The following is a 22,824-nucleotide window of genomic DNA, read 5'->3' as shown; positions in this document are numbered from 1 at the left end:
CCGCGTCACATTTTCCCGATAGCGACGCAGGTCATGGCTTGCGCGGCCCGTTCCGATACGCTTTTCCTTGACGATTCGGCGCGTGCCGGTGCGGAGCCGGAGGCGGAATCATGCGGAACTGGACCACGACGCCGGAAGACAGGCCTGCGGTGGCGGCCGGGGCTGCCCCGGACGGGGACGTTGTCCTCAACAGCTTCGGCACCGGCAATGCCGGTACCGAAGCTGTTCCCGCAGGCACCGCGACCCGACGCCCCGGGCGCACCTGGAGCCTCAAGACTGAATGGTCCAGGGCGTTCGCAGTAATGCTGGTGGCGCTCCTCCTGGGGGCCGTCGCTACGGTTGCCGGAGTTCGGGCCGTCGGTGACCAGGTTCAAAACGCTTCCGCCGGACTCCACAGCGCGTTAGAGACAGTCGCGCAGTTGCGCACTGCAGTTGATACCCACGAACAGGCCGCGCAGCGGCTGCTGTCCAATGCTCCGGTTGACCGCACGGAATTCCTGCGCCAGCAACTGGACGTGTCCCGCCGCTTCGACGAGGCGATCCAGGTCCTGCCGGCAGAGAGGGACATGCGCGGGACCGCCGCCACAGCCCAAGCGCAGTGGCAGGACGGTCTCGCAGCACTTGGGCTGTGGGGCAACCAGGTACAGGGCGTCACGGCAAGCCGCCTGACCGGCGCACCGGCCCTTGCCATGTCCGGCTCCGGGGTCCGCGTCCTGCTGGATGAGATCCAGCAGTCGGCCCTTGAAGCGATGGACTCCGGTCTGGCCTACAGTGCTGAGCTGGAGCAGACAGTGATCGCAGCGCGCAGCGCCCTTTTCGCCTTGGCCGCGGCTGCCGTCATCTACTTCCGCGGCAGATTGGTCAAGTTCCTGATCCGGCCCGTCGAGGGCATGCACGTCGGTGTCCTTAAACTGCAGGCCGGGGACTACAGCCACCGCATCGACGTCGTCCGGCGCGACGAACTGGGTGAACTGGCAGAAGCCTTCAACTCCATGGCCGCTGCTGTCCACAACAGCCATCTGGCCCTGACGCACCGGGCCACCCACGATCCGCTCACCGGGCTGGCCAACCGGGCGGCGCTGACTGAGCGTCTCGCGGTCTCCTTCGAGCCCGCTTCCGAAGGCAAGCCCCGGCACGAAGGACTTCTGATCGTCGATGTTGACGACTTCAAAGATGTCAATGACACGCTGGGCCACGAGGGTGGCGACGCGCTGCTTATCCAACTGGCCGGCCGGCTGCGGGCCTGCGTGCGCTCCGGCGACCTCGCCGCCAGGCTCGGCGGCGATGAATTCGCGATCGTCGTAGCGGACGACGCCGACGGGTCCGCCACGGCCGCGATCGCGGAGCGGATTCACAACGTTCTCGGGTCGCCATTCGCCGTCGGAGACGTCCGGTTGAAGGTTTCAGTCAGCATGGGGGCCACCCTTCACCGGCCCGAAACCGGGGAGCCCGCGGATCTGCTGCGGCAGGCCGACTTCGCGATGTACATGGCAAAACAAGGAGGCAAGGGGCGGTTCCAGAGCTTCGATGCCGAGGGCTATAACAGGATGACGCACAGTGCGGCACTGCGTGCCGCGCTGGCCGCGGCAGTGCCCGAGCGGCAGTTGCAACTCGCCTATCAGCCGGTCGCTGACCTGGACACCGGGAGAATCCTCGGCGTGGAGGCACTGGTGCGCTGGAACCATCCCACACTGGGGTTGCTGGAGCCGGACCAGTTCATCGCCCTTGCCGAAGAAACCGGTGATATCGAGGCGATCGGCGGTTGGGTGCTCAGCACGGCGAGCCGGCAGGGCGCCCGCTGGCGGGCCTCGATCAGTCACTGCGAAGACCTTTGGGTGTCGATCAACCTCTCCTCCCTGCAATTGTCCAGTCCGCGGAACCTCGGCAGGATAGAGAGTGTTCTCGAGGATCCCGCTGCGGAAGCAGACAAAATTGTGCTGGAGGTCACCGAAACGGCTCTGGCCAGCAGCATCGACGGCGGTGTCCAGGCGCTCCACCGGCTAAAGACCTTCGGGGTCCGGATCGCCATCGACGACTTCGGCACCGGCTACTCCTCGCTGAGCACTCTCGCCGAGCTGCCTGCGGACATCCTCAAGATCGACCGCTCATTCCTCTCCGCCAGCGCTTCCGACACAGCATCCGCGGCCCTGCTCGAAGGCATCCTGGGACTGGCCCACAAACTTAACCTTGACGCGATCGCCGAAGGCATCCAGGACGACGCGCAACTGGCCCTGCTCCGCCGCCTGGGCTGCCGGATGGGGCAGGGCTACTTCCTCTCCCCGCCGGTGCCCGCATCAATGATCGAGTCCCTTCTCGCCGCCGAAGCGCGGCTCCAGCCGGCTGGCGGTTCGCCAGCGCCAGGCTTGTGAGGACGCAGCCCGCAGCCTGGTTTTGAACCGGCCGTCCAGTCCCGGTTCAGTGCACGGCAGGCCGCGGCTACGCACTGCTGTGGCGGGGGCCGGGCTGTGCTGTGCTGTGCACCGACGAGGCTTAGTCCCGGGGGCGGAGTCTGGCGTTCGGGAGCGCAGGGGCCGGCAGCGGTGCCGGTTCCCCGTTGGGGAACGTGCCGAACCGTGGTGCGGCCGGGTCCGTCCCCGTGGCAGCAGCTGGATCCCCGGCGCCGATCTCCGTCTGCCACTGCGAGCGGTACTCGACGATTTCTTCATGGTTGCGGCCCACGAAGTTCCACCACATCACGATCTGCTCGCCCAACGGTTCACCGCCGATCAGGAGCAGACGCAGCGGTTCGTCTCCGGCCACCAGCGTCAGGGACGTCCGTCCGACCGGCACGAAGGCGAGGTGGTCCTGCAGGACCGGGCGCCCGTCCAGGATGAGGGTTCCAGCGTCCACCAACAGGCCATATTCGAAGGTTGGATCGGTGTCCAGGCTGAGACTGGTTCCGGCGTCCAGCACGATCTCGGCGCCGAGCAGCGGGGTGTGGGTGGTGACCGGCGATGTTGTTCCCGCGATGGATCCCAGAAAGACCCGCATCATCCAGCCGGGTCCGGTCAGTGGTTCGGGGCGGTAGTGCTCAAAAGTCGGCTCCATCCCGCGTTCCCTGTCCGGCAGCGCCACCCACAGCTGCGCGCCGTGCAGGACATCCGTTGCGGGAGTGGAGAACTCGGAATGGCTGATACCGCGACCTGCAGTCATAAGGTTAACCTCGCCGGGACGCACGGCCGCGTGGAATCCGGCCGAGTCGCGGTGCTCAATCTCACCGGTGAACAGCCAGCTGACCGTCTGCAACCCGGTATGCGGATGGCGCGGCACGCGCATGCCCCCGGACCCGCCAACCCGGTCCGGGCCGTAGTGGTCCAGAAAGCACCACGCGCCGATGAGGCTCCTGCGCCGTTGCGGCAGTGTCCTTCGTACGTCCATGGCCCGCGGACCGCCCAGCGGGACCCGGCGCGGAACGAGAATCTCCACCCCGGCGCAGCCGACGTCCTCAGCACAAATAATCTCCTCCGGCGCCACCTCGGTATTGCTCATAACAACAGCGTAGCGACCGAGCCGCGCCTGCCGAAGTAGTCCGCGGCGTTGCAGCCGTCATGATGGAGTTATGACCGTCACCGAGTTCCCCGTCGCCATCCCTGTGGGAGGATCCTCCGTTTCGGGCCTTTATGCCCGCCCCGAGAATCCGAGTGCCACACTGGTTATCGCCCACGGGGCCGGGGCCGGCATGGAGCATCCGTTCCTCACCGGCTTTGCCCGCGCCCTGAACCAGCTGTCCATAGCCACACTTCGTTTTAACTTCCCCTCCCGGGAGGCTGGCCGGGCGTTCCCCGACCGGCCGCCGGCGGCCATGGCGGCCTGGCGCGCGGCCATGACCGAGGCGGCTTCCCGCTCCGCGGGCGAGCCGCTCTGGGCAGCGGGCAAGTCCTTCGGCGGACGGATGGCCTCCATGGCGGTTGCCGACGGAATGCCCGCAGCAGGACTCGTCTACCTTGGTTACCCGCTCCATCCGCCGGGAAAGCCGGAAAAACTCCGGGATGAACACCTCTACGGGCTGGGCCTTCCGATGCTCTTCCTGCAGGGCACCCGTGACCCGTTTGCCACGCCCGAGCTGTTGGCGGCGGTGGTGGCCGGGATTGGCCCGTCGGCGGTGCTTCAGTGGCGCGATGGCGGCGGCCACAGTTTCGATGTCGCGGGAACCAAACGCGGCCCGGACGAGGTCGGGGCAGCACTGGCCGGACCCACCGCGGACTTCATCGCAGCCCACCAGGCCAACTGAGGCGTGCGAAGGCTCAGAGCCACGCGGTCCGGCGAAGCGGCGGCTCGGCGCCGCCGGGCCGCTGCACCAGTACCTGGTTAACGCCGGTGATTCCGGCTTCGAAGCCCAGTGCGCTGGCGGCCATGTAGAGCCGCCACACCCGGGACCGGCCTTCGCCTGCGAGTTGCGTGGCCTGACCCCAGTGATCCTCGAGGTTCTGCACCCAGGCCCGGAGTGTCAGCGCATAGTGCCGGCGCAGGGCTTCGACGTCGAGGACCTCGAGTCCGCCGGACTCGAGGGCTCCAACCATCTCCGCGAGGCCGAGCATCTCACCGTCCGGGAACACGTAGCGTGGGATGAACGAGTCCGGATCCGGCGCGGTGGGGCCGGCGTTCCAGGAGATGGCGTGGTTGAGCAGCCGGCCGCCCGGCCGGAGCAGCCCGTGCAGCTTGGCAACATAGCCGGCCATCTGCTCGCGGCCCACGTGCTCAGACATACCGATGGAGCTGATCGCGTCAAAGGGCCCGTCGTCTACGTCGCGATAGTCCTGGACCCGGATGGCCACCCGGTCCGTCAAACCGGCGTCTGCCACCCGCTTGGCTGCCATGGCCGCCTGTTCACGCGAGAGCGTGACGCCTACGACCTCGACCCCGTAGTTCTCGGCCGCGTGCAGGGCAAAGCTCCCCCAACCGCAACCGACATCCAACACGCGCATACCCGGGCGCAGTCCCAGCTTCCGGCAGACCAGTCCCAGCTTGGCGTCCTGCGCCGCTTCCAGCCCGGTGTTCCCGTCCTGCCACACCGCGCAGGAATATACCAACGACGGGCCCAGAACCAGAGCGTAAAAGTCATTGCCGACGTCGTAGTGATGGGAGATCGCCGCAGCGTCACGCTTGCGGGTGTGCCGCCGGCCGGCGCGCACGGTCTTTGCCTCTTCCGGGGGCGGCGCCGGGTTCGGCCCCAGGGCGCCAAGCAGGGCGGCGTTTTTGAGAATCGTCCCAAACTCCCGGACCGTCAGCGGGCGGAAAGGTCCGGGCTCCGCAAACTTACCGGCGGAGCTGAGGGCGCCGAAGCTGGCGAAGACGTTACCCGGCGCGTCGATGTCACCGGAAATATACGCGCGGCTGAGTCCGAGCTGGCCCGGGGACCACAACATTCGTCGCAGGGCCCGCCGCGTGCGGAACTCGACGACCGGGGCGCCGACCGGACCCGCCTCCGAGCCGTCCCATGCCTTCAGCCGCAACGGGATCTCGGCCGTGCCCAAGACGATGGCCAGCACTTCGGCCAGCCGCGCTGCCACCCCGGTTCGCTTCGCCATCATCTTGGTCCCTTCCAGCACGACGTTCCACTTCCAATCTAATTCGGCGCGCCACGGCCGGACAGGGGCCGGATGGCCCTGACGCCGTCCCGGTAGCGGCGGCCTTGTCCTTCCGGTGGGCCGAGTGTGTTCCCGGCGCGGCGTTCTGCCCCGATATCGGCTACCCCTCAGCCCAGCGTCCTGCGGGACCGGACCGCCTCCGGAAGCGGGGCCTTGATGACGACCGGTTGCGTCGGCTTGGCGGGTTCACCGGCCGAGGGATGCGGGGTATCTGAGCCGTTACTCCTTGTTCCTGGCCCGGCTGGGCTGCACCCGCATCGGTTCGCCGGGCATCTTGGGAAAATCCGGCGGGAAGGGCAGCTCCCCCAGCCCTGCCGCCAGGTCACGTTCCCACCACTGGAGCAGAACGTCGATGGTGCCCGGCTTCGCGTGCATATCCGCCCACGGGTCTCCGGTGGCCCTGAGCCGTCCCGGCACGGTGGCGATGGTGAAGTCCTGGGCGCTGACGTGCTCGAGGTCCGCCCAGCTGATCGGGCAGGAAACGGTCGCCCCGGGGATTGCCCGCGGGCTGTAGGCCCCGGCCATGGTGCGGTCGCGGTTCGCCTGGTTGAAGTCCACGAAGATCCGAGCGCCGCGCTCTTCTTTCCACCATGCGGTGGTGACCTTCTCCGGCATACGCCGCTCCAGTTCACGGGCGGCAGCGATCACGGCGTGACGCACCTCAAGGAACTCCCTGCTGGGTTCAATCGGCGAGAAGACATGGAGTCCCCGATTGCCGGAGGTCTTGATGAAGGCATCCAGCCCGGCCTCAGACAACACGGTACGCAGTTCCTGCGCGGCGGGAATAGCGTCATCGAATCCGGTGCCCGGCTGTGGGTCGAGGTCGATCCTGAGCTGGTCCGGGTTGTCCGGATTGCCGGCCCGGGAAGCCCAGGGGTGGAAGACCACAGTATTCATCTGCACGGCCCAGACTGCAGCGGAAACCTCATCGAGCACAAGCTGGGGATGTGATCGTCCGCTCGGATACACCACCGTCACAGAGCCGACAAAATCCGGGGCGCCCCTGGGCGGGTTCTTCGAGAAGAACTGCTCGCCGTCGATAGTGCCGCCGAACCGCTGGAGTGTGAGGGGGCGGCCGCCGTTTGCGGCCAGGAAAGCCTCCCCGACGTCGACAATGTACCGGGCGAGGTCCAGTTTGGTAAGCCCGAGCTGCGGCCACAGCACCCTGCCGGGACTCGAAATCCGTATGTCCCGATCGCCGTCGGGGCGGCTGACTGTGATGGTGGCTTCTTCCTTGGCCATGGGGACAACCTACCCCCGGACCCAGGACAACTGAAGAGGCGAACGGATGGCCGCAGTGGCCTGTAGTTTCCGCATTTCATGTGGCACTTGGTGCTGCGGACATTCGGGATCACTGGAGGCGAAAGACTCTAGCTACGGATTTTTGCCCGTGGTTGCGTTAATGCGGGATCCGAAACAGATAGAGAATCGAGCATCCAATGACCGGATGGCTGGCCGCAGGCGTTGGCACGCTAGGGGTTGGAACCTATTTTGGCTGGGATGGCTTTACTATTCAGTCAGGAAACCTGGTCGTGATCATCGTAATGATCATCTTGTTCGTCGTTGCCCTCGTCCTACCCTTTCCCGGCGGGAATCGGCGCAAATGACTGCCCGGGCCACAACGGCGCACGGTTTGCCGGAGGAACGCGAGGCTCATACCTGGACCGGACGGGCCCGCCGGTGGCTGCTTGGGAAGCTTCCGCCGGAGAAGCTGTTGCCCGAGGACCAGCCCAGCTATGTGATGTCGTGGGCCTATGTGTTCGGCATGGGGGCAATAGCTTCGCTGCTGTGGATCATCATTTCCGGCGTCGTGCTGGGATTCAACGGGCCCCACTGGTATCACGTGTCCGCATTGGGCGGCTTCGTCAACAGCACCCATCTGTGGAGCGTGGAACTGTTCTTCATCTTTATGGTGGTGCACCTGTGGCTGAAATTCTGGATGGCGGCCTGGCGCGGAGGCCGGGTCCTGACCTGGATTACCGGAGTAGTCGCCTTTGTCGTTTCCATCGTCGCTGCCTTTACCGGGTATCTGCTTCAGACGAACTTCGATTCCCAGTGGATCGCTTTCGAAGCCAAGGACGCGTTGAACGCCGTCGGGGTGGGCGCCTGGTTTAATGTGGCCAACCTCGGGCAGATCTTCGTCTGGCACATCACCCTGCTTCCCCTGGCCGTCGGGGCCATCGTTATTCTGCACGTCCTCCTGGTCCGGGTGCACGGTGTAACACCCCCGCTGGAGGCAGGCGAGGGCGACGCCCAATTGATGCACAACAGCCCGGAGCCCACTGAACCTCCGGAGTCCACCAAGACCAAGGACGTCGCGCGGTGACGAGGCAGAACAACAGCACCTCCTGGCGTAAGGCGAACAACATCGCCAGTCGGCCCTGGACGGGCAGCGTCCGCGAGTACGATCTCGTCAAGGAACTGACCATCGGCGTTGTCGTGGTTGGCCTTCTTGTGCTCGGGGTGTCCGCCATCTTCGGGTCACCTGATGAGCCCAGTGTCAGTCTCAAGGGGTGGGCGATTGCCGCCCCGGCTGATTTCGTCGCCACCGCCGCAAAGGAACTTGGCAGCACCAGCGACACCGCAGGGTACGGGCCGCCGTACAACGCGACTCCGGATGCAGCGCAGAAAATCGGTCCCATCGACCTGCAAAGCCTCTCGGGCGTCCGCATTCGGGTGGATACAGCGAATGACTTCGTGATTGCGCCGCTGGAGACGTTGCCCTCTCCGCCGGCCGCCGTAGCCGATTGGACTGCCGCCACGGATCAGCAACGCTCCGACTGGACAGCCGCCTATTCCGATGCCCTCGACGCCGCCCCGGACAACGCCCCGGCCAGCGTAGCCGCGGGCGACTACGGCCCGGTTCCTGCGCTGACCGGCGCGCTGCTGGACATGGCACGGAACGGCAATCTGGACGGCGTGCTGGAAGGTGGCGGCAACTTCTACAACATGGACTACACCCGCAGCCTGCTGTTTCTCGGCGACGGCACCTATTTCCCGGACCTTGCGGCCAGCCAACACCTCACCGGGGACCAGTGGGGCGTCATGAACGAGACCGGCGACACGCCCGGGCAGTCCTGGCTGTGGCTTTTCTCGCTCCTCTATCAGGTGGAACCATTCAAGTCCTCGCCTAATGCCGATGCCCTTGTTGTGGTCACAATGCTCGTGTTGACCGCGTTGCTGGCCGCACTGCCGTTCATTCCCGGCCTGAGGTCGCTGCCGCGGCAGGTACCCGTGCACCGCCTGATCTGGAGAGACTACTACCGAAACCGTTGACCCCGTCAGCAACGGATCGGGTGCCACGGTCGGGCGGACTACCGGCCAAAGCCAACTGGTGACGATGTGGTTCGTTCCCAAGGGTTCGCCGCTGTGGTGTTCGTGCGTCTACAGTGCCGGCCGCCCCTCCCGCACCGCTCCGCCCTCGCCGAGGAAGCCACCCACTCCTGACCCTGCATGGGACAGCCCGTTCCTCAGCTCCGGTTTTTGGTCCGTGAGGTCGCCGGCGCCGTCCAAGGATCCACCGGCCAGGGATGCCTGGGGTAGCGTCCGCGCATCTCGGCACGGACCTGTGCGTAGGGCCCGGACCAGAACGAGGCGAGATCATCGGTAACAGCCAACGGCCGCCGGGCGGGCGACAGCAGATGGAAGAGCACGGGTACCCGGCCGCCCACCAGCCGCGGCGTCCGGTCCCAGCCGAAGCACTCCTGGAGTTTGACGGCGACGACGGGGCGGCCACTGCCGTCCCCATCAGCGGGGTAGTCGATCCTGACCCACGAACCGCTCGGCACCTCAAGGCGTTCGGGAACGAGTTCCCCTAGACGGGAGGCCTCGGGCCATGGCAGCAGGCGCCGCAGCGGCTCCGTCAGCTCGATCCCGCTCGTGGCGGCGCCGCCGGCCAGCGCCTCAAGCTCCGGCGCCAGCCACTCCTCGAGCCGGGCCAGCAGCGCCGGCTCGGAAACATCCGGCCAAGGCCCACCCAGTTCCCGGTGGAGCAGGGCGAGACGGCGGCGGAGTGCGTCCGCCGCCGTCGACCATCCAATGGTTCCAAGTCCTTCCTTTTCCAGCTCCCGGGCCACGGCTGTGCGCCCTTCAGCAACAGAGGGACGCACGGGAGTGGAGGACAGGACGATCGCGCCCAGCCGGCGGTCCTTGCGGGCGGTGACCCTGCCTTGCTTGAACCGTGCTTCCACGCTCTCGGTGAGGAGGTGCCGGGCTGCGGCCTCCGCCGTGTCCGCCGTCAGCGGCGCAGCGGAACGGATGACGGCTCCGGTGCCGGCCGCATCGCGTCCCTGGGCCCGGGAAACTTCGGCGACAGCGAGCCATTCGTGACCGGCCAGGGAACTTCCGGTGGGGAGACCGGCCCGCGTCCCGGAGCTGAGCAGGTAGCGCTCCGGGCCGTCACCGGCGACCCGCCGAGCGACGCGGTCCGGGAACGCGAGGGCAACGACGAAGCCGACTGATTCAGTGGCGCTTACCGCCGCCTGCGGCAGGGTTGTGGCGCCGAACTTCTTCTGGCGAGCGACCGACTCCATCCGCCGGACATCCTCCAGCCAGCGCCGGGATGCTGGTTCCCGGCCAGCGCGCAGCGCGGCTACCAGCCGCGGCAGGTCGGCGCCGGGGGCACGCTGGTCCCCGGCGACGACGGCGACGGCTTCCGCGGCGGCACGGATTCCGACGACGGCCCCGCCGTCCAGCAAGGCGCGGGCAAGCCGGGGATCGGCAGGAACTCTTGCCAGTTCCTTGCCGAGATTCGTGGCGAGGCCGTCCGGGGCCACCGCGCCGAGTTCGCGCAGCACCTCGACGGCCTCGTCCATCGCAGCCTGCGGAGGGGCGTCGGGCAGGGACAGGCCGCGGCCGCCAGGCGAACCCCAGCAGGCCAGGATCAGGGCGGAGGCGGTGAGGTCCGCGACGGCGATCTCCGGCGTCTGGTGGGCCGGCGCTGCACCGTAGCTCTTTTGGTCGTAGCAACGGACCGCGCGTCCGGGGCCTTGGCGCGCAGCCCGGCCGGCCCGTTGTTCGGCGGAGGCCCGGGAGCAGGAAACGTTCACGAGGCCGGACATCCCCCGGCCCACATCCCGACGGGGCTCGCGGGACAGGCCTGAGTCGATGACCAGACGGACGCCCGGGACGGTCAAGGAGGATTCTGCGAGCGACGTCGACACGATGATCCGCGGGCGCCCGCCGGTTTCCCGCCCGGAGACGGCGCGGTCCTGTTCTGCGGGTCCAATCTGTCCGTGCAACTCAAGGACGTCAGCACCGGTCCTGCCACGGAGCCGGCCGGCAACATAGGACACTTCCCACGCTCCCGGCACGAACACCAGTGCGTCCATGTCCTGGCCCGCCGCGAGTGCGTGGGAGTGCGACGATGCCGCGGTGTCCGCCACGTGGTCAAGGAACGCGCGCGTGACCCCGCGTTCATCCAGACGCGGCACCGCGGCGGGCACCCAGTCCACCTCGAGCGGATACAGTGCGGACGGGCAGTCAACCACCGGTGACGGCAAGCCGCCGTCGTGGTTTCCGGAATGACCCGCCGAACCGATCAGGGCGGCGAAGCGGGGCGCGTCCAGGGTGGCGGACATCGCGACGAGTCCGAGGTCGCCCCGGAGCTGGCGCACTTCCGTGAGCATACCGAGCAACAAGTCGGTTTCGAGGCCGCGTTCATGCACCTCGTCCAAAATGACGGCGCTGGCACCTTCCAGTCCAGGATCCGCGAGCAGCCGGTTCAGCAGGATGCCCGGGGTGACAAATTCGATCAGGGTGCCCGGACTCGTCTGCCGTTCCCCGCGGACTGTGTATCCGATGCGGTCCCCAACCCGGCTGCCGTCCAGAGCCGCCAGTCGCCTCGCCGCGGACCGGGCGGCGACGCGCCGGGGTTGGGTCACGATGATGCCCGGGGCGGGCCCGGGGCCGGGCCGCCAGGCAGCGCCCAGCTCCAGGTTGGCCAGCAAGGGCGGCACCAGGGTTGTTTTGCCCGTGCCCGGCGGCGCCTGCACCACAGCAGCGGCGCCGGGCCCCCCGCCCTGCAGCGCCCGGGCCAGCTCACCGAGCGAGTGTGCGAATGCCAAGCCGGCCCCGATGACTCCCAGATTGAAGGGGCCGGGAGCAGCGGGCAGCGGAGCGGCTGGAGAAGTCACGTTCCCATTGTGCCCACAAAGCCGGGGCCGGAGTGCAGCCGGACGTTCCCCTGGACCCGGCGGGCCAGCGCACCATGTCCGGCATGCCTAAGCCGGCGCAGGGCGGGCTCGTTGCTGCCCGGGTGAGGTAGGCGGGCTTGGGCTTCCAACCGCGGCCAGGTCCGGGCAGGTCAGCCGTTCGTCAGATCAGAGTGGTGGGCAGCGACCACGTTAGGGTGGGCCCGCACCCGGTAGCGCAGGGCATTGTCACCGTACGTTTCCAGAATCGGGCTGTTCGTCGGATCCACCGACAGGCCGCGGGCTTTGGCCTGGAACTCGGGGCTCACGGCGAGTTGCGGCATCGTCGCGTCCAGCGCGGGGTTGAAGAAGAAGGGCAGTGATATCCGGTCCGTGCCGCGCAGTGGCGAGATTACCCGGTGCAGCGTGGCCTTGAGGTACCCGTTTGTCGCCAGTTCGAGCATCTCACCGATATTAACGACGAACGTGCCCGGCACTTGCGGGGCATCGATCCATTGCCCCTGGTACTCGACCTGCAGGCCACCTTTGCCGGGCTCGACAAGCAGCAACGTCAGGACACCGCCGTCCCGGTGGGAGCCCACACCTTGCTTGGGTTCCGGGTCGGACTCCCCCGGGTACCGCACCACTTTGAGCAACGGAAATGCCCTTGCCGCGAAGGCCGCATCAAAGGTGTTTTGCGGCGCCCCCAGGGACACAGCCAGCGCTCGCAGGAGGTCCAGCGAAATGGCGCTGAGCCGTTCGGTCCACGCCAGGACGATGTCCCGCATTTCCGGGATGGCGTCCGGCCACAAGTTGGGTCCCTCAAGGCGCCAATAGTCGGCGACGCCGGGTCCCGGGCTCACAGCCGCCCGCTCGACGCCGATGTCGATCTGCTCGCGCCAGTCAACAGCGCCGTCGGTTAGCTCGCCGCCGACCCTGGTGTATCCGCGGAACTGCGGACTGTGGACATTTTCGACGGCGAGCTTCTGTTCGTCGGGAAGTTCGAAGTAGCGCCGGGACACGTCGAGCATGGCGTCCGTCAGCTCCTGCGGGATGCCGTGTCCGGCCAGGTAGAGGAAGCCAACCTCGTGCATGGCGTTGCGCAGCTCATCGCGAAAACGCGTGGCCTCCCGGTGACCTGCACTTAAGAGGGAGTAGTCCAGGACGGGCAATGATTCGAGTGTCATCCATTAGTCCTTATCAATGAACTTGGCAAGTTGCGGACTGAATACTCTTTAATATTACGGACGGCTGGTCAATGCGCGGCATTCAGATGTCGAAATAAGACCCTGGTGGGCCGCGGGTCCGGATATGCGCAGCAGTGGACGCTGGCAACGCCTGTCACCTGAGTGATGGGCGTGACGGCGGACTGTCGTGGCTCAGCTTTTACCCAGGGTTTACATGCCATCTCTTGCGGCGTCCCGTTGCCTGCAAGAGACTGTTGATCACGAGATGACGAGAGTCAGTGGTTGTTCAGTGGTTGTTCGGCCAGGACAGTGGAAGATCAACGCAGCGATGAGCCGGTGAGTCTTCTGCAGTGTGGACGACCGGGGAGGAACCGCAGACCGGAAGGATTGTTATGGCCGCCTCTTTTGAATTGTTCATCGACGCAGAGTCGCACTTCCGATTCCGCCTGCGGGCACCGGACGGGACCGTTGTGGCAGTATCGACGGCGTTCAACGACAAGTCCAAAGCCGTCGCCGGCATCGCCGAAGTGCGCGAATGCGCAGGCATGGGCCTGATCACCGACCTGTGCGCCGGGGGAAGCGCGCAAAGCCCTGTCCGGGAACCAGCGCCTTCCGGCCCGGCGCTGGCGGAGGGTCATGAACGGCATAAACGAAGCGAAAAATTCCATTCCCGCGCCCGGACAATCCGCAGGATCACAACAGCTACCAGGTGGAGCGGGGCAGCATAGGATCGTCGCTGAATGAGACCGGCAGGCGGGCCTGGGCCGGCACTCCGTCTCCGCACCACTTAAGGACGCGCAAGGCCCGCAGGGTGTTCCACCGACTGGGCCGCCCGTCGCCGTCTTCGAGCTGGAAATGGACCTGCCCCGGATGCGTGTTTTCCAGGAGCCAGGTGCCGTCCGGCTGCCTCTTCGAGCCAAGCAACTCGGTTGCGTCGGCTAGCCGCGGGTCCGGCGGATTCCCGGTGGAGCGGAAGTAGTCAAGGGCGCGAAGGACGTCGTAGTGCCAGCGCGTCGGGAAGCTGAACTTCAGCCAGGCCGGGTCGGCTGTTTCGCCAGTGCTTTTGCGTCGGAACAACCGCCGGTCCAGCAGATACTCCTCGCCGCGCCGCCGGGCCTCGCTGGTTTCAGCTGAACCTCCGGTTGCCTGCTCGTGAGCGAGCAGGCCTTCGAGGACATTGATCGTCGTTGCAACCGACGAAACCACGGCACCGTCGGCCGCCCAGCAATTCCAGCCGCCGTCGTTGAGCTGATCCCCTAGTAGCCGGGCCACGACGCCCTCGACGTCCTCACCGAAGTAGGCGCCGAGCCCGACTGCCATTCCATTGATGCAGGGCTCCACCTCACCGGTGAAATAGGGCTGGGCGCCTTCCTCCCAGCGGCAGTTTTCCCGCACGAGTTCGACGGTGCGGCGGATCTGGTCGTTTTTCGGGTCGACGCCGAAGTCCCGCAACTGCAGGAGGCTGTACGTGGTGGCGGTCCAGGGCTGGCACCCGGCGGCGGGAACGTCGGTCCCAACGGCGGCGGCCGGGAAATAGGCTCCCCCGGCCCATTGGCCGTCCGCCCCGCGCAGTGCCAGCAACCGGGCACCCCACCCCTCAGTGGCCACCCGCGATCGCTCAGCTGTCACAACGCCGGTTGTGGCGCCGTCGAGATCTCGGAGCACTTGCCAGCGAATGGCAGGATCGGAATCCCGCAGCCAGTCCAGGACTGTCATGCGCAGAGACTGCTGCCCGCGCCTAGCCCTCGCAATCAACGCAGTACAGGTGACCGTTCTTCTCGCGCGCGATCTGGGAGCGGTGCCGGACCAGGAAGCAGGAGTAGCAGGTGAATTCATCCTGCGCCTGGGGTATGACCTGGACGACTAGTTCCTCGGCGACGAACTCTCCGCCCGGCGCAATCGAACCGTCTAGCGAATCCGCCTCATCCAGGTCACGCACCACACTGCGGGCGTCCGGAGCGTTCTCAGATTGCAGCGCCTCCAGGGACCTGTCCTGCGACTCCTTGACGTCGGAGCGTACTTCATCATAATCGGTTGCCACTGGGGTGTTTCTCTCTTCTACGGAATGCTTGTCGGATAGGTGTTCAACAGACAGGAGTGCCCTGGTATTCCCCCTCACCAGAGATTAGCCCCGATAAGACCCGGGCACGAGCCAGTGCGGGACTGTTGCCAAAGAATTACGGACAGCAATTGATTTGTACATTCGTTGGCGTTAAGGCTAGATTCGGGGAAGTTTCTTTGGGGGAAATCATGAACAAAGCGCAAAGGCGTGCCCACGTGGAGCCGCCGTGTCCGGAATGCGGCTCACGGGTCATTCCGATTTGGAAAGATGAACGGTCCGTGGCTTCCAAGCAGCCCGATTGGCGGGTGCGCGCCCGTCAATGCAGCGACCAGGAGTGTGCGCTCGGCGCCACCCCTGACGTGCTGTCGCCGTGAAAGGCGCCGTCCGGGCCGCCCTGCTGTCGCGCTCGGACCGCCAGCCGACAAAACACTTCCGGACACCAGCGGGTCTCCCCGATTCGACCGGAAGGGTGTTCAATAGTAGTAGGGGCGGCGCCCTTCCCACATTGCTCAAGGTGGCTGGCCCCAGTTGCTTGCCGGAGCCGCGAGGCCCGGTGCGAGACGGGGTCGGCGACGCTTGAGAACCCTCTGAGACCGGGGTTCTCTGCCCCAGCCGTCGTCGGCCCCCTGGTTGTTCCGGCCTCGTCACACTACCCGGCAGCGGGAGTGCGTCCCCGCCCGGTAGCCAGCTGACAGTAATGTACCTACATGAAACCTAGCGATGACCACCGAGGAACGCCATGACCGAACTCGATCTTGACGTGCGCTGGTACGAGGGAACCCGATCGCGGCCCAGCCGCACCGCACCGCCAATCCAGGTCCACCGGGCCGCACCGAACACCATAGTGCTCCGGCAAAACATCACCGACAATTTCGAAGCTCCGTTCCTGTACCTGCTGTTCGGCGACGAGCGCGCCTTCCTTCTTGATACGGGCGCGACGGCGGACCCCACCAGGTTTCCGCTGCGTGCAACGGTGGACACCCTTATTGACCGCTGGCTGCACGAACACCCCCACGACGGTTACGAACTCGTTGTTGCCCACTCCCACGCCCATGGAGATCACATTGCCGCAGACGGGCAGTTTACCGGCCGGCACCGGACAAGGCTCGTGGGACACAGTGCCGAGCACGTCGCCGCGTTTTTCGGAATCCACGATTGGCCGCACGGCACGGCCCGGTTTGACCTCGGCGGACGCATTCTTGAACTGATCCCCGTCCCCGGCCATCATCCGTCCGCCATCGCCGTCTATGACGAGGACACCGGCATCCTGCTCACCGGGGACACCGTCTACCCGGGACGGCTCTACGTGCAGGACTTTCCGGCCTTTCAGCATTCGCTGCGTACGCTCTGCGATTTCGCTGCGGCCCATCCGGTCGCTGCTGTTCTTGGTGCGCACATCGAAATGCCAGCCCGCCCGTTTCGGGACTTCCCGCTCGGTTCGACCTGGCATCCAGACGAAGCGCCGCTTCCGTTGGCAGCCGGGACACTCCAGGCGATCAGGGACGCCACCTTGCTCAATGACCGCCCCGGAGCGCAGCGTCACGCTAATTTCATCATCTGGAACGGGCCGTGCCGGCGCGAGTCAGTAGCCCAGTCCGTCCGGCTCCTCCTGTCCCGGGCGCTGGGCCGCGGACTCGGCCGCTAGCTGTGCCCCTGGGCCGGCGAGCCAGCACACCGCCCTAGCTGCCCGGGGGCGATGCCAGGGACGATCTGTTGAAGTCGGTGTGCCATACCCCGGTGGGTTGTCCGTTGCCGTCGGTGACCACATACTCTGGCCATCGATCGAAAGCAGAGCACGGATGGGAGATCCCCAAGTCGACCACATCCGTGACGGAAAGGCCCTCCGCTTCGGCCAGGACGGTGTGATGGTCAAAAAGGGTCCGCACCAGGGCTGTTGCGCCGTCTCGTGGGCCGCCGTCCGCAGTCAGGGCCGCCAGGAAGACCGGCTTTCCGGCGTCGTAGGGAAGGTCCCGTTTGCCGGCGCCGACGACGGCGGTTCCCGCCTCGGGAACGGACACTACGACGGCCCGGACCGAAAGTGCCGGCACCAGCCCCGGAACCGGACTGACACTTGCGTAGGTCCCGTGGTCGTGGGTGACGTAGCAGCCGGAGCGCAGGATCGTTCGGGTGCCGGGCACTTGGCTGTCGTCGGGAAGGTGAGCGGCAACGCGGTCCGGAAAGGCGGAGCCGCCCATGGTGTAGATGGGAGCGACTGTGTCGAAGTATTTCGCGGCAGCATAATACGCGTCCCGCACCAGCCGGCAGTGCCGGTCGACGGCGTCGAGCGTCGACTGGGTCCGGCTGTTGGGTACTACCCCTTCGTAGCCGGCAACACCGACGAGCCGGAGTCCCGCGGTGCCATGGATCAACTCGGCCAGGCGCAGCGCCTGCGGGAGGTTCCGGACGCCTGTGCGCCCGCCGGGAGTGCCGACGTCAATCAGCACCTCAAGGCCTGCGGCGGCCCCGGCGAAGACTTCGGCTGCCGCCGCAACACCGGCAGCAGAATCCACGAAGCAGCAGATGTGCCGACCGGAATCCTCCTCCAGCAGGGTACGGAGGCGCAGGAGGCCGTGCCGATCAACGATCTCGTTGGCGACGAGGACGCGCTGGTGTCCCCAGCCGATGGCCAATTGCGCTTGATCCAGGGTGGCAACCGTGACGCCAACGGCCCCGGCAGCCACCTGGCGGTTGATGATTGGCGCGGACATCGTTGTCTTAACGTGGGGAGCAAGTTCAACTCCCCGCTCCTGGCACCAGGCCGCCATGACTCGGATGTTGTTGTCAAGGGCCTCGATATTGAGACGCAGTTGAGGATACGCCGGGTTGCTGGCGGTTCCGGCCGCTGACTCTTTGTTGCTTCCGCAGTGAGGGTGGGTCGGGCTGATCACGGCGCTCCTTTCGCTCCGGTCCGCACGGCCCGCTAACCGCAGCAGTCCACGGGAGGCCATCGCTGGCGCTGTGTTGATTGTGTCACGCCGCGTTCGGGCCGCGGACTGGTGCGGGCACCCGGCCGCCGTGATGGTCGGCGCCGCGCATACGCACAGCCACAAACAGTCCGGACAGCGCTGTGAGTCCTGCAACGACGCCGACGGCGGCCGGGATGCCCATGGCGTCCGCGACGATGCCGGAGAGCAGTGCGCCGACAGCGAAGCCGCCGTCGCGCCAAAGCCGGTAGACGCCGACCGATCTGGCCCGCCACCGGGGATGGGCGACATCTCCGATAGCCGCAAGCAGGGTCGGGTAAACCATGGCAGTTCCGAGACCGAGAAGAACGGCGGCGGTCAGCCAGGTGGCGAAGTCATGGCCGACGGCGATCACTGCCAGGGCGGCGGCCTGGACCATCATGCCGCCGACGATCAGCCCTTTGCGCCCGTATTTGTCCGACAATGCACCGGTGAAGAGTTGCGCCGCACCCCAGACGGCGGGATAGGCCGCAGCGAGAAGACCGATCTTTTCGATCGTCAGTCCGGCGGCGGCAAACATAACTGGGAAGAGTCCCCAGGCGAGGCCGTCGTTGAGATTGTTGATCATGCCGGCCTGGCTTACCGACGACAGGGATTTGTCCTGGAAGCTGGTGAACGCGAAGATCTGGCGGTTGCTCAGCTCGGCGCCGGCCGCTTTGCGGTGGGCCGTGTGATTGGCGGCTTCGACCCCGGCGTAGTCCCGGGTTTCCTTCACGGCAAAGACCGACAGCCCGAGGCCGAGAGCGATGTAGGCGGCGCCGAGCAGGAAGGGCCCGGGCCGCAGACCGTAGGTGGCGGCGATGTGGCCGGTGGCGAGGGCGGTGCCGGCGACGCCGAGGTAGCCGGCGGCTTCGTTGAGGCCCATCGCCAGCCCGCGCCCGGATGGTCCCACCAGATCCATTTTCATCACGACTGTGGTGGACCACGTGAGGCCCTGGCTAATGCCCAGGATCACGTTGCCGGCGACGATCCAGCCCCAGCTCGGCCCAAGAATAAGCATCAGCGGAACCGGCAGAGCAACTATCCAGCCGGCTATCAGAATGGGTTTGCGGCCGTAGCGGTCCGAGAGGGTGCCCGCGAAATAGTTGGTGGCGGCCTTGGCGAGGCCAAAGGCCAGGATGTACGTCAACGCGCTGGTGTAGAGGCCGAGGTGGAAGACCTGCCCGGCCAGCAGCGGGAGCACTGTGCGTTCCTGGCCCAGGGTTCCTCCGACGAGGGCATTAACTGCGACGAGGAGCATAAACTGCGCAAGGTTCTGCCGCAGCCCCAACGTGATGCCGCTGGGGCTGCGCCGCTGCAGGCGTGAATCGGTGGTGCCGGACATCAGCATGCCTCACGTGGTTTGAGCAGAAGACCGACGGCGGCCCTGTCGCCAGGGCCGCCGACGGCGGTGTCAGGGTGTGAAGCTAGCTCGCTGAGACGGCATCCAGCGGCTGCCGCGATACCCAGGCGGCGTAACTGCCGTCCAGTTCCACGACGTCGTAGCCCGCGCGGCGCAGGGCGCTGGCCGCGACGGAGTTCCGGACGCCGCTCTGGCAGTAGCTCACGATGGTTCCTTCGGCGGGGAGCTGGTCGAGGTTCCACATCACCCGGCCGCCGCTGAGCTGGTGCGAGCCGGGGATGTGTCCGGCCGCGTGTTCGGTGCGGTTGCGGACGTCCAGGACCATGGCCGCGTCGCAGCCCGCGAGTTCCTCCGGCTGGATGAGTTTCGGAATGCTGACGGGCAGACCCTCGAAGCCGGTGACATAGCCGGCCACCGAGTCAATGCCGACGCGGACCAGATGGTCCCACATCTCCTGCGCGGAAGCCTGGTCCGGAGCCAGCAACACCAGCGGGTTCTTGTCCGTTTCCGGGTTGACCACCCAGGCTCCAAAGCTGGCCACGGACTTCCCGGCCGGGATGTTCACAGAGCCGATGACGGTACCTTCATGAACCTGGTCGTTGGGCCTGGTGTCAACGAATGTCACAGTATCGGCGGCGAGATCGGTGGCGAGCGTCGCCAGGGTGAGCTCCTGCAGCGGTGCGCGGGCGCCCAGTAGCGCCGGTCCCTGCCGGTTTTCGCGCTTCATCCGGCCAAAGTACGCATGCGCGTCCGGCTGGCCCTCGAGTAGCTCGTCAATGAAGCCCTGCTCGTCATTCGCCGAGAGGTACGGGGCCCACCAGGCGAAGCGCCGTTCGTACCCGACAGTGCTGGACGGGATTGCGCCGAGGGCTTTTCCGCAGGCGCTGCCCGCCCCGTGGGCAGGGTGGACCTGGACGTAGTCAGGCAAGGTCACGAACTTTTCCCGCAGGCTGGTGAAGAGCTGCTTGGCTCCTGCGAATCGGGTATCCACACCGCCGGCGGCCTCATCCAGCAGATCCGGCCGGCCCAGGTCGCCGGAGAAGACGAAGTCGCCGGAGAGCAGGTACCCGGGATGGTCACTGAACGCCCCGTCCGTTACAAGGAAGGACAGGTGCTCCGGCGTGTGGCCCGGGGTGTGCAGCGCTTGGATGCTGATGTTGCCAAGAACAATCTTGTCGCCATCGAGCAGCCGTTCGCCGTCGAATCCGTACTGCCAGTCCGGTCCGCCTTCCCCGGAAACGTAGATTTTCGCGCCGGTAGCGGCGGCGAGCTCACGGGTGCCGGAGAGGTAATCGGCGTGGATATGGGTCTCGGTCACGGCCACGATCTTCATGCCGTTTTTCGCAGCAAGTGCCTGGTACACCGCGATGTCGCGGCGGCCGTCCACCACTACCGCTTCGCCCTTGGCCTGGCAGCCGATCAGGTAGCTGGCCTGGGCAAGGTCCTCGTCGTAAATGCGTTCCAGAAGCATGTGCTCTCCTTCGTCATGTGTCGGGGTGTCCCCGTGAACTAGGTTTAACACTAATACCCCCGGGGGTATCTGGCAAGCGGCCGATTCTGCCGAAGGCCGTTCTACGCCACGAGTCTCCCAGATACCCCCGGGGGTAGTCAAAATACTGACGGGGGTATCCTCGGTGTCGCCGCTGAAACGGACTCGCCAGTAACCGGCAGGGCCGCGGAGGACCTGGCGCCGGACGCCAGCAATGAACCCGCAGACCGGCCGGTGGCGAGGTGCTAGGTTCCGCAGAAGGTCCGGTAGGGGCCAAACTCGACCGGCGGCGCTGCAGCGAAGCGTTCCAGGCCCGGGCGCTCGACGAAGGGGTTGGTCACCGCGGCCAGAAGTTGCCCTAACGGTGCGAGGTCGCCGCCGGTACCGGCCGCGAGGGCGTCCTCTACAAGGTGGTTGCGCGGGATATAGGCGGGGTTGACCCGGTCCATTGCATCCGCGTCCGGATCTTCGGCACTCCAACGCTCCACCCATGCATCGAAAGCCGCCGGGTCGGGAAGCAGAGACCTCGCCGGCCCGGTGTTGCCGCGGGCGGCAGCACCAAGGCTTCGGAAGAAGGCGGTGTGGTCGGCACGCCCGGCCTGCAGGATGCTGAGCAGCTCGTCCACCATCGTGGCAGCCACATCGTCTTCGACGCCGGCAGCCAAGCCAAGCTTCGCCCGCATCCCGGCCGACCAGGCAGCGCCGTACTGCTGCCGGAACCCGGCGAGCGACTCCTGCGCCAGGGCGATCGCCTGCTCTTGCTCGTCGTGGAAGAGCGGCAAGAGGGACTCTGCGAGCCGCGTGAGGTTCCACTCCGCAATGGCGGGCTGGTTGCGGTAGGAATAACGTCCGGTCTCGTCAATCGAACTGAAGACCGTCGCCGGAATAAAGGCGTCCAGGAAGGCGCAGGGGCCATAGTCGATGGTCTCGCCGGAGATTGTCATATTGTCGGTATTCATAACGCCGTGAACAAACCCCACCAACATCCATTGCGCAACCAGCGACGCCTGGGCGCTGATCACTGCCTGGAACAAGGCCAGATGGGGGTGCCTGGCTGCGGCCGCGGCGGGATGGAGGCGGGTGATGGCGTGGTCGGCGAGCCGCCGCAGCAGGCCGATGTCCCCTGTCCCCCTGGCGTACTGGAAGCTGCCCACCCGCAGATGACTGCTTGCCACCCGCGTCAGCACGGCCCCTGGCTGCATCGTTTCGCGTTGCACCTGCTGCCCGGTGGCCACTACCGCCAGGGACCGTGTGGTGGGGATGCCCAGGGCATGCATCGCTTCACTGACGATGTATTCGCGGAGCATCGGCCCCAGCACTGCCCGTCCGTCGCCGCCGCGGGCAAAAGGGGTGCGCCCGGAGCCCTTGAGATGAACATCGCGGAGACGGCCTTCCACGTCCATCAATTCGCCGAGCAGGAGCGCTCTCCCGTCGCCCAGCCGAGGGGCCAACGAGCCGAACTGGTGGCCGGTATACGCCTGTGCCACAGGAGTCGCACCGTCGGGGACCAGATTGCCGATCAGCAGCCGCAGCCCATCGGAACCGCGAAGGTAGGCGGGATCAAGGCCAAGCTCTCCGGCCAAGGGCTTGTTGAGGACCACGAGCCGGGGGTCCGGGGCCTCGTCCGCCTGCCAGGGGATGGACATCTCCCCCAGCTCCCGGGCAAAACGGCCGTCAAAGCTGACAGGTGAGGAAGCTGTGGCAGTCATACTCCAAGACTAACTGTGGCGCCTCAGCGGGCTGCCACCTTCTTAATGGCTACCATCTCTATAATCCTGGTCGAGGGCTCTCCAACCAACGCCGGAGCCGTCACACCGGTCTTCCAGGTGTCGTTCTGCAGACGGCCCAAAAAATCCACAGCCTCTTCCTGGGTATCAAAATCCATCTCCAGCATGACGTAGTCCTCTTGGTCCAGCGGCCGCGAAATCCGGAACGACCGCACTCCCGAAGCGGCCCGGTCCAGCGGGTCACTGTCGAAAGCCCTCCTCCACATGCCGAAGTCCCGGACCTGGTGTTCGATCTGCAGGGTAATCATGTGACTCTCCTGTCGCCGTGGTTATTG

At 66.3% G+C, this 22,824-nt stretch carries 18 protein-coding genes; 6 read left to right on the top strand and 12 right to left on the bottom strand.

Annotated elements, in window-relative coordinates; all coding sequences use genetic code 11:
* Positions 1-110 precede the first annotated feature (110 nt).
* Positions 111-2,369 carry an EAL domain-containing protein gene (locus tag QI450_RS07610; protein WP_226774348.1) on the top strand — a complete coding sequence of 753 codons (2,259 nt, stop codon included), beginning with the start codon at positions 111-113 and terminating at the stop codon, positions 2,367-2,369.
* Positions 2,370-2,490: 121 nt separating this feature from the next.
* Here QI450_RS07610 and QI450_RS07605 read toward each other — a convergent pair whose 3' ends face one another.
* Positions 2,491-3,489, bottom strand: coding sequence for a pirin family protein (locus QI450_RS07605; RefSeq protein WP_226774347.1), 999 nt, complete (start codon positions 3,487-3,489; stop codon positions 2,491-2,493).
* A gap of 70 nt (positions 3,490-3,559) precedes the next feature.
* Between QI450_RS07605 and QI450_RS07600 the strand changes: the two genes are divergently transcribed.
* Positions 3,560-4,231, top strand: a complete 672-nt coding sequence (locus QI450_RS07600) for an alpha/beta family hydrolase (protein WP_226774346.1) — start codon at positions 3,560-3,562, stop codon at positions 4,229-4,231.
* 13 nt (positions 4,232-4,244) lie between these two features.
* Here QI450_RS07600 and QI450_RS07595 read toward each other — a convergent pair whose 3' ends face one another.
* Together QI450_RS07595 and ligD are read right to left on the bottom strand one after the other, a co-directional pair.
* Positions 4,245-5,528: a cyclopropane-fatty-acyl-phospholipid synthase family protein gene (locus QI450_RS07595; RefSeq protein WP_226774360.1), complete on the bottom strand. Its 1,284-nt coding sequence runs from the start codon at positions 5,526-5,528 to the stop codon at positions 4,245-4,247.
* A 279-nt stretch (positions 5,529-5,807) separates the two neighbouring features.
* The gene (gene ligD / locus QI450_RS07590; protein WP_226774345.1) at positions 5,808-6,830 is read right to left on the bottom strand and encodes a non-homologous end-joining DNA ligase; all 1,023 of its coding nucleotides are present in this window, start codon (positions 6,828-6,830) and stop codon (positions 5,808-5,810) included.
* A 361-nt stretch (positions 6,831-7,191) separates the two neighbouring features.
* Here ligD and QI450_RS07585 point away from each other — a divergent pair, with 361 nt between their 5' ends.
* Both QI450_RS07585 and QI450_RS07580 read left to right on the top strand, forming a co-directional pair.
* Entirely contained in the window at positions 7,192-7,914 is a 723-nt protein-coding gene (locus QI450_RS07585) for a cytochrome b N-terminal domain-containing protein (RefSeq protein WP_226774344.1), read from the top strand.
* A complete protein-coding gene (locus QI450_RS07580) occupies positions 7,911-8,864 on the top strand; it encodes a hypothetical protein (RefSeq protein ID WP_226774343.1) in 954 nt (317 codons plus the stop codon). Before QI450_RS07585 ends, QI450_RS07580 begins: the two co-directional genes overlap by 4 nt.
* Before the next feature lie 194 nt (positions 8,865-9,058).
* On the opposite strand, the gene hrpB is transcribed toward QI450_RS07580, so the two are convergent.
* Both hrpB and QI450_RS07570 read right to left on the bottom strand, forming a co-directional pair.
* On the bottom strand, positions 9,059-11,722 hold the full coding sequence (gene hrpB, locus QI450_RS07575; protein ID WP_282468150.1) for an ATP-dependent helicase HrpB: 2,664 nt from the start codon (positions 11,720-11,722) through the stop codon (positions 9,059-9,061).
* 170 nt (positions 11,723-11,892) lie between these two features.
* Positions 11,893-12,906, bottom strand: coding sequence for a 2-oxoglutarate and iron-dependent oxygenase domain-containing protein (locus QI450_RS07570; RefSeq protein WP_226774341.1), 1,014 nt, complete (start codon positions 12,904-12,906; stop codon positions 11,893-11,895).
* Between the two features lie 392 nt (positions 12,907-13,298).
* Between QI450_RS07570 and QI450_RS07565 the strand changes: the two genes are divergently transcribed.
* Positions 13,299-13,634, top strand: a complete 336-nt coding sequence (locus tag QI450_RS07565; RefSeq protein ID WP_226774340.1) for a DUF1508 domain-containing protein — start codon at positions 13,299-13,301, stop codon at positions 13,632-13,634.
* Here the strand turns inward: QI450_RS07565 and QI450_RS07560 are convergent.
* Both QI450_RS07560 and QI450_RS07555 read right to left on the bottom strand, forming a co-directional pair.
* Entirely contained in the window at positions 13,609-14,622 is a 1,014-nt protein-coding gene (locus QI450_RS07560) for a hypothetical protein (protein ID WP_226774339.1), read from the bottom strand. The two genes, QI450_RS07565 and QI450_RS07560, sit on opposite strands and share 26 nt — an antisense overlap.
* 22 nt (positions 14,623-14,644) lie before the next feature.
* Positions 14,645-14,947: a DUF4193 domain-containing protein gene (locus tag QI450_RS07555; RefSeq protein WP_226774338.1), complete on the bottom strand. Its 303-nt coding sequence runs from the start codon at positions 14,945-14,947 to the stop codon at positions 14,645-14,647.
* 760 nt (positions 14,948-15,707) lie between these two features.
* Between QI450_RS07555 and QI450_RS07550 the strand changes: the two genes are divergently transcribed.
* Positions 15,708-16,613, top strand: a complete 906-nt coding sequence (locus QI450_RS07550; RefSeq protein ID WP_226774337.1) for an MBL fold metallo-hydrolase — start codon at positions 15,708-15,710, stop codon at positions 16,611-16,613.
* A 34-nt stretch (positions 16,614-16,647) separates the two neighbouring features.
* On the opposite strand, the gene QI450_RS07545 is transcribed toward QI450_RS07550, so the two are convergent.
* The 5 genes from QI450_RS07545 to QI450_RS07525 form a co-directional block, all read right to left on the bottom strand.
* A complete protein-coding gene (locus tag QI450_RS07545; protein WP_226774336.1) occupies positions 16,648-17,856 on the bottom strand; it encodes an alanine racemase in 1,209 nt (402 codons plus the stop codon).
* Between the two features lie 82 nt (positions 17,857-17,938).
* Complete coding sequence (locus tag QI450_RS07540; protein WP_226774335.1) at positions 17,939-19,255, bottom strand: MFS transporter; 1,317 nt, start codon at positions 19,253-19,255, stop codon at positions 17,939-17,941.
* An 82-nt stretch (positions 19,256-19,337) separates the two neighbouring features.
* A complete protein-coding gene (locus QI450_RS07535) occupies positions 19,338-20,744 on the bottom strand; it encodes an MBL fold metallo-hydrolase (RefSeq protein WP_226774334.1) in 1,407 nt (468 codons plus the stop codon).
* A gap of 263 nt (positions 20,745-21,007) precedes the next feature.
* Positions 21,008-22,471: a protein adenylyltransferase SelO gene (locus QI450_RS07530; protein ID WP_226774333.1), complete on the bottom strand. Its 1,464-nt coding sequence runs from the start codon at positions 22,469-22,471 to the stop codon at positions 21,008-21,010.
* Between the two features lie 23 nt (positions 22,472-22,494).
* Positions 22,495-22,797: a hypothetical protein gene (locus QI450_RS07525; protein ID WP_226774332.1), complete on the bottom strand. Its 303-nt coding sequence runs from the start codon at positions 22,795-22,797 to the stop codon at positions 22,495-22,497.
* Positions 22,798-22,824: the final 27 nt, after the last annotated feature.

It is taken from the genome of Arthrobacter sp. EM1 (assembly GCF_029964055.1).
GTDB lineage: Bacteria > Actinomycetota > Actinomycetes > Actinomycetales > Micrococcaceae > Arthrobacter.
This window is presented reverse-complemented; position numbering and strand designations above follow the sequence as displayed.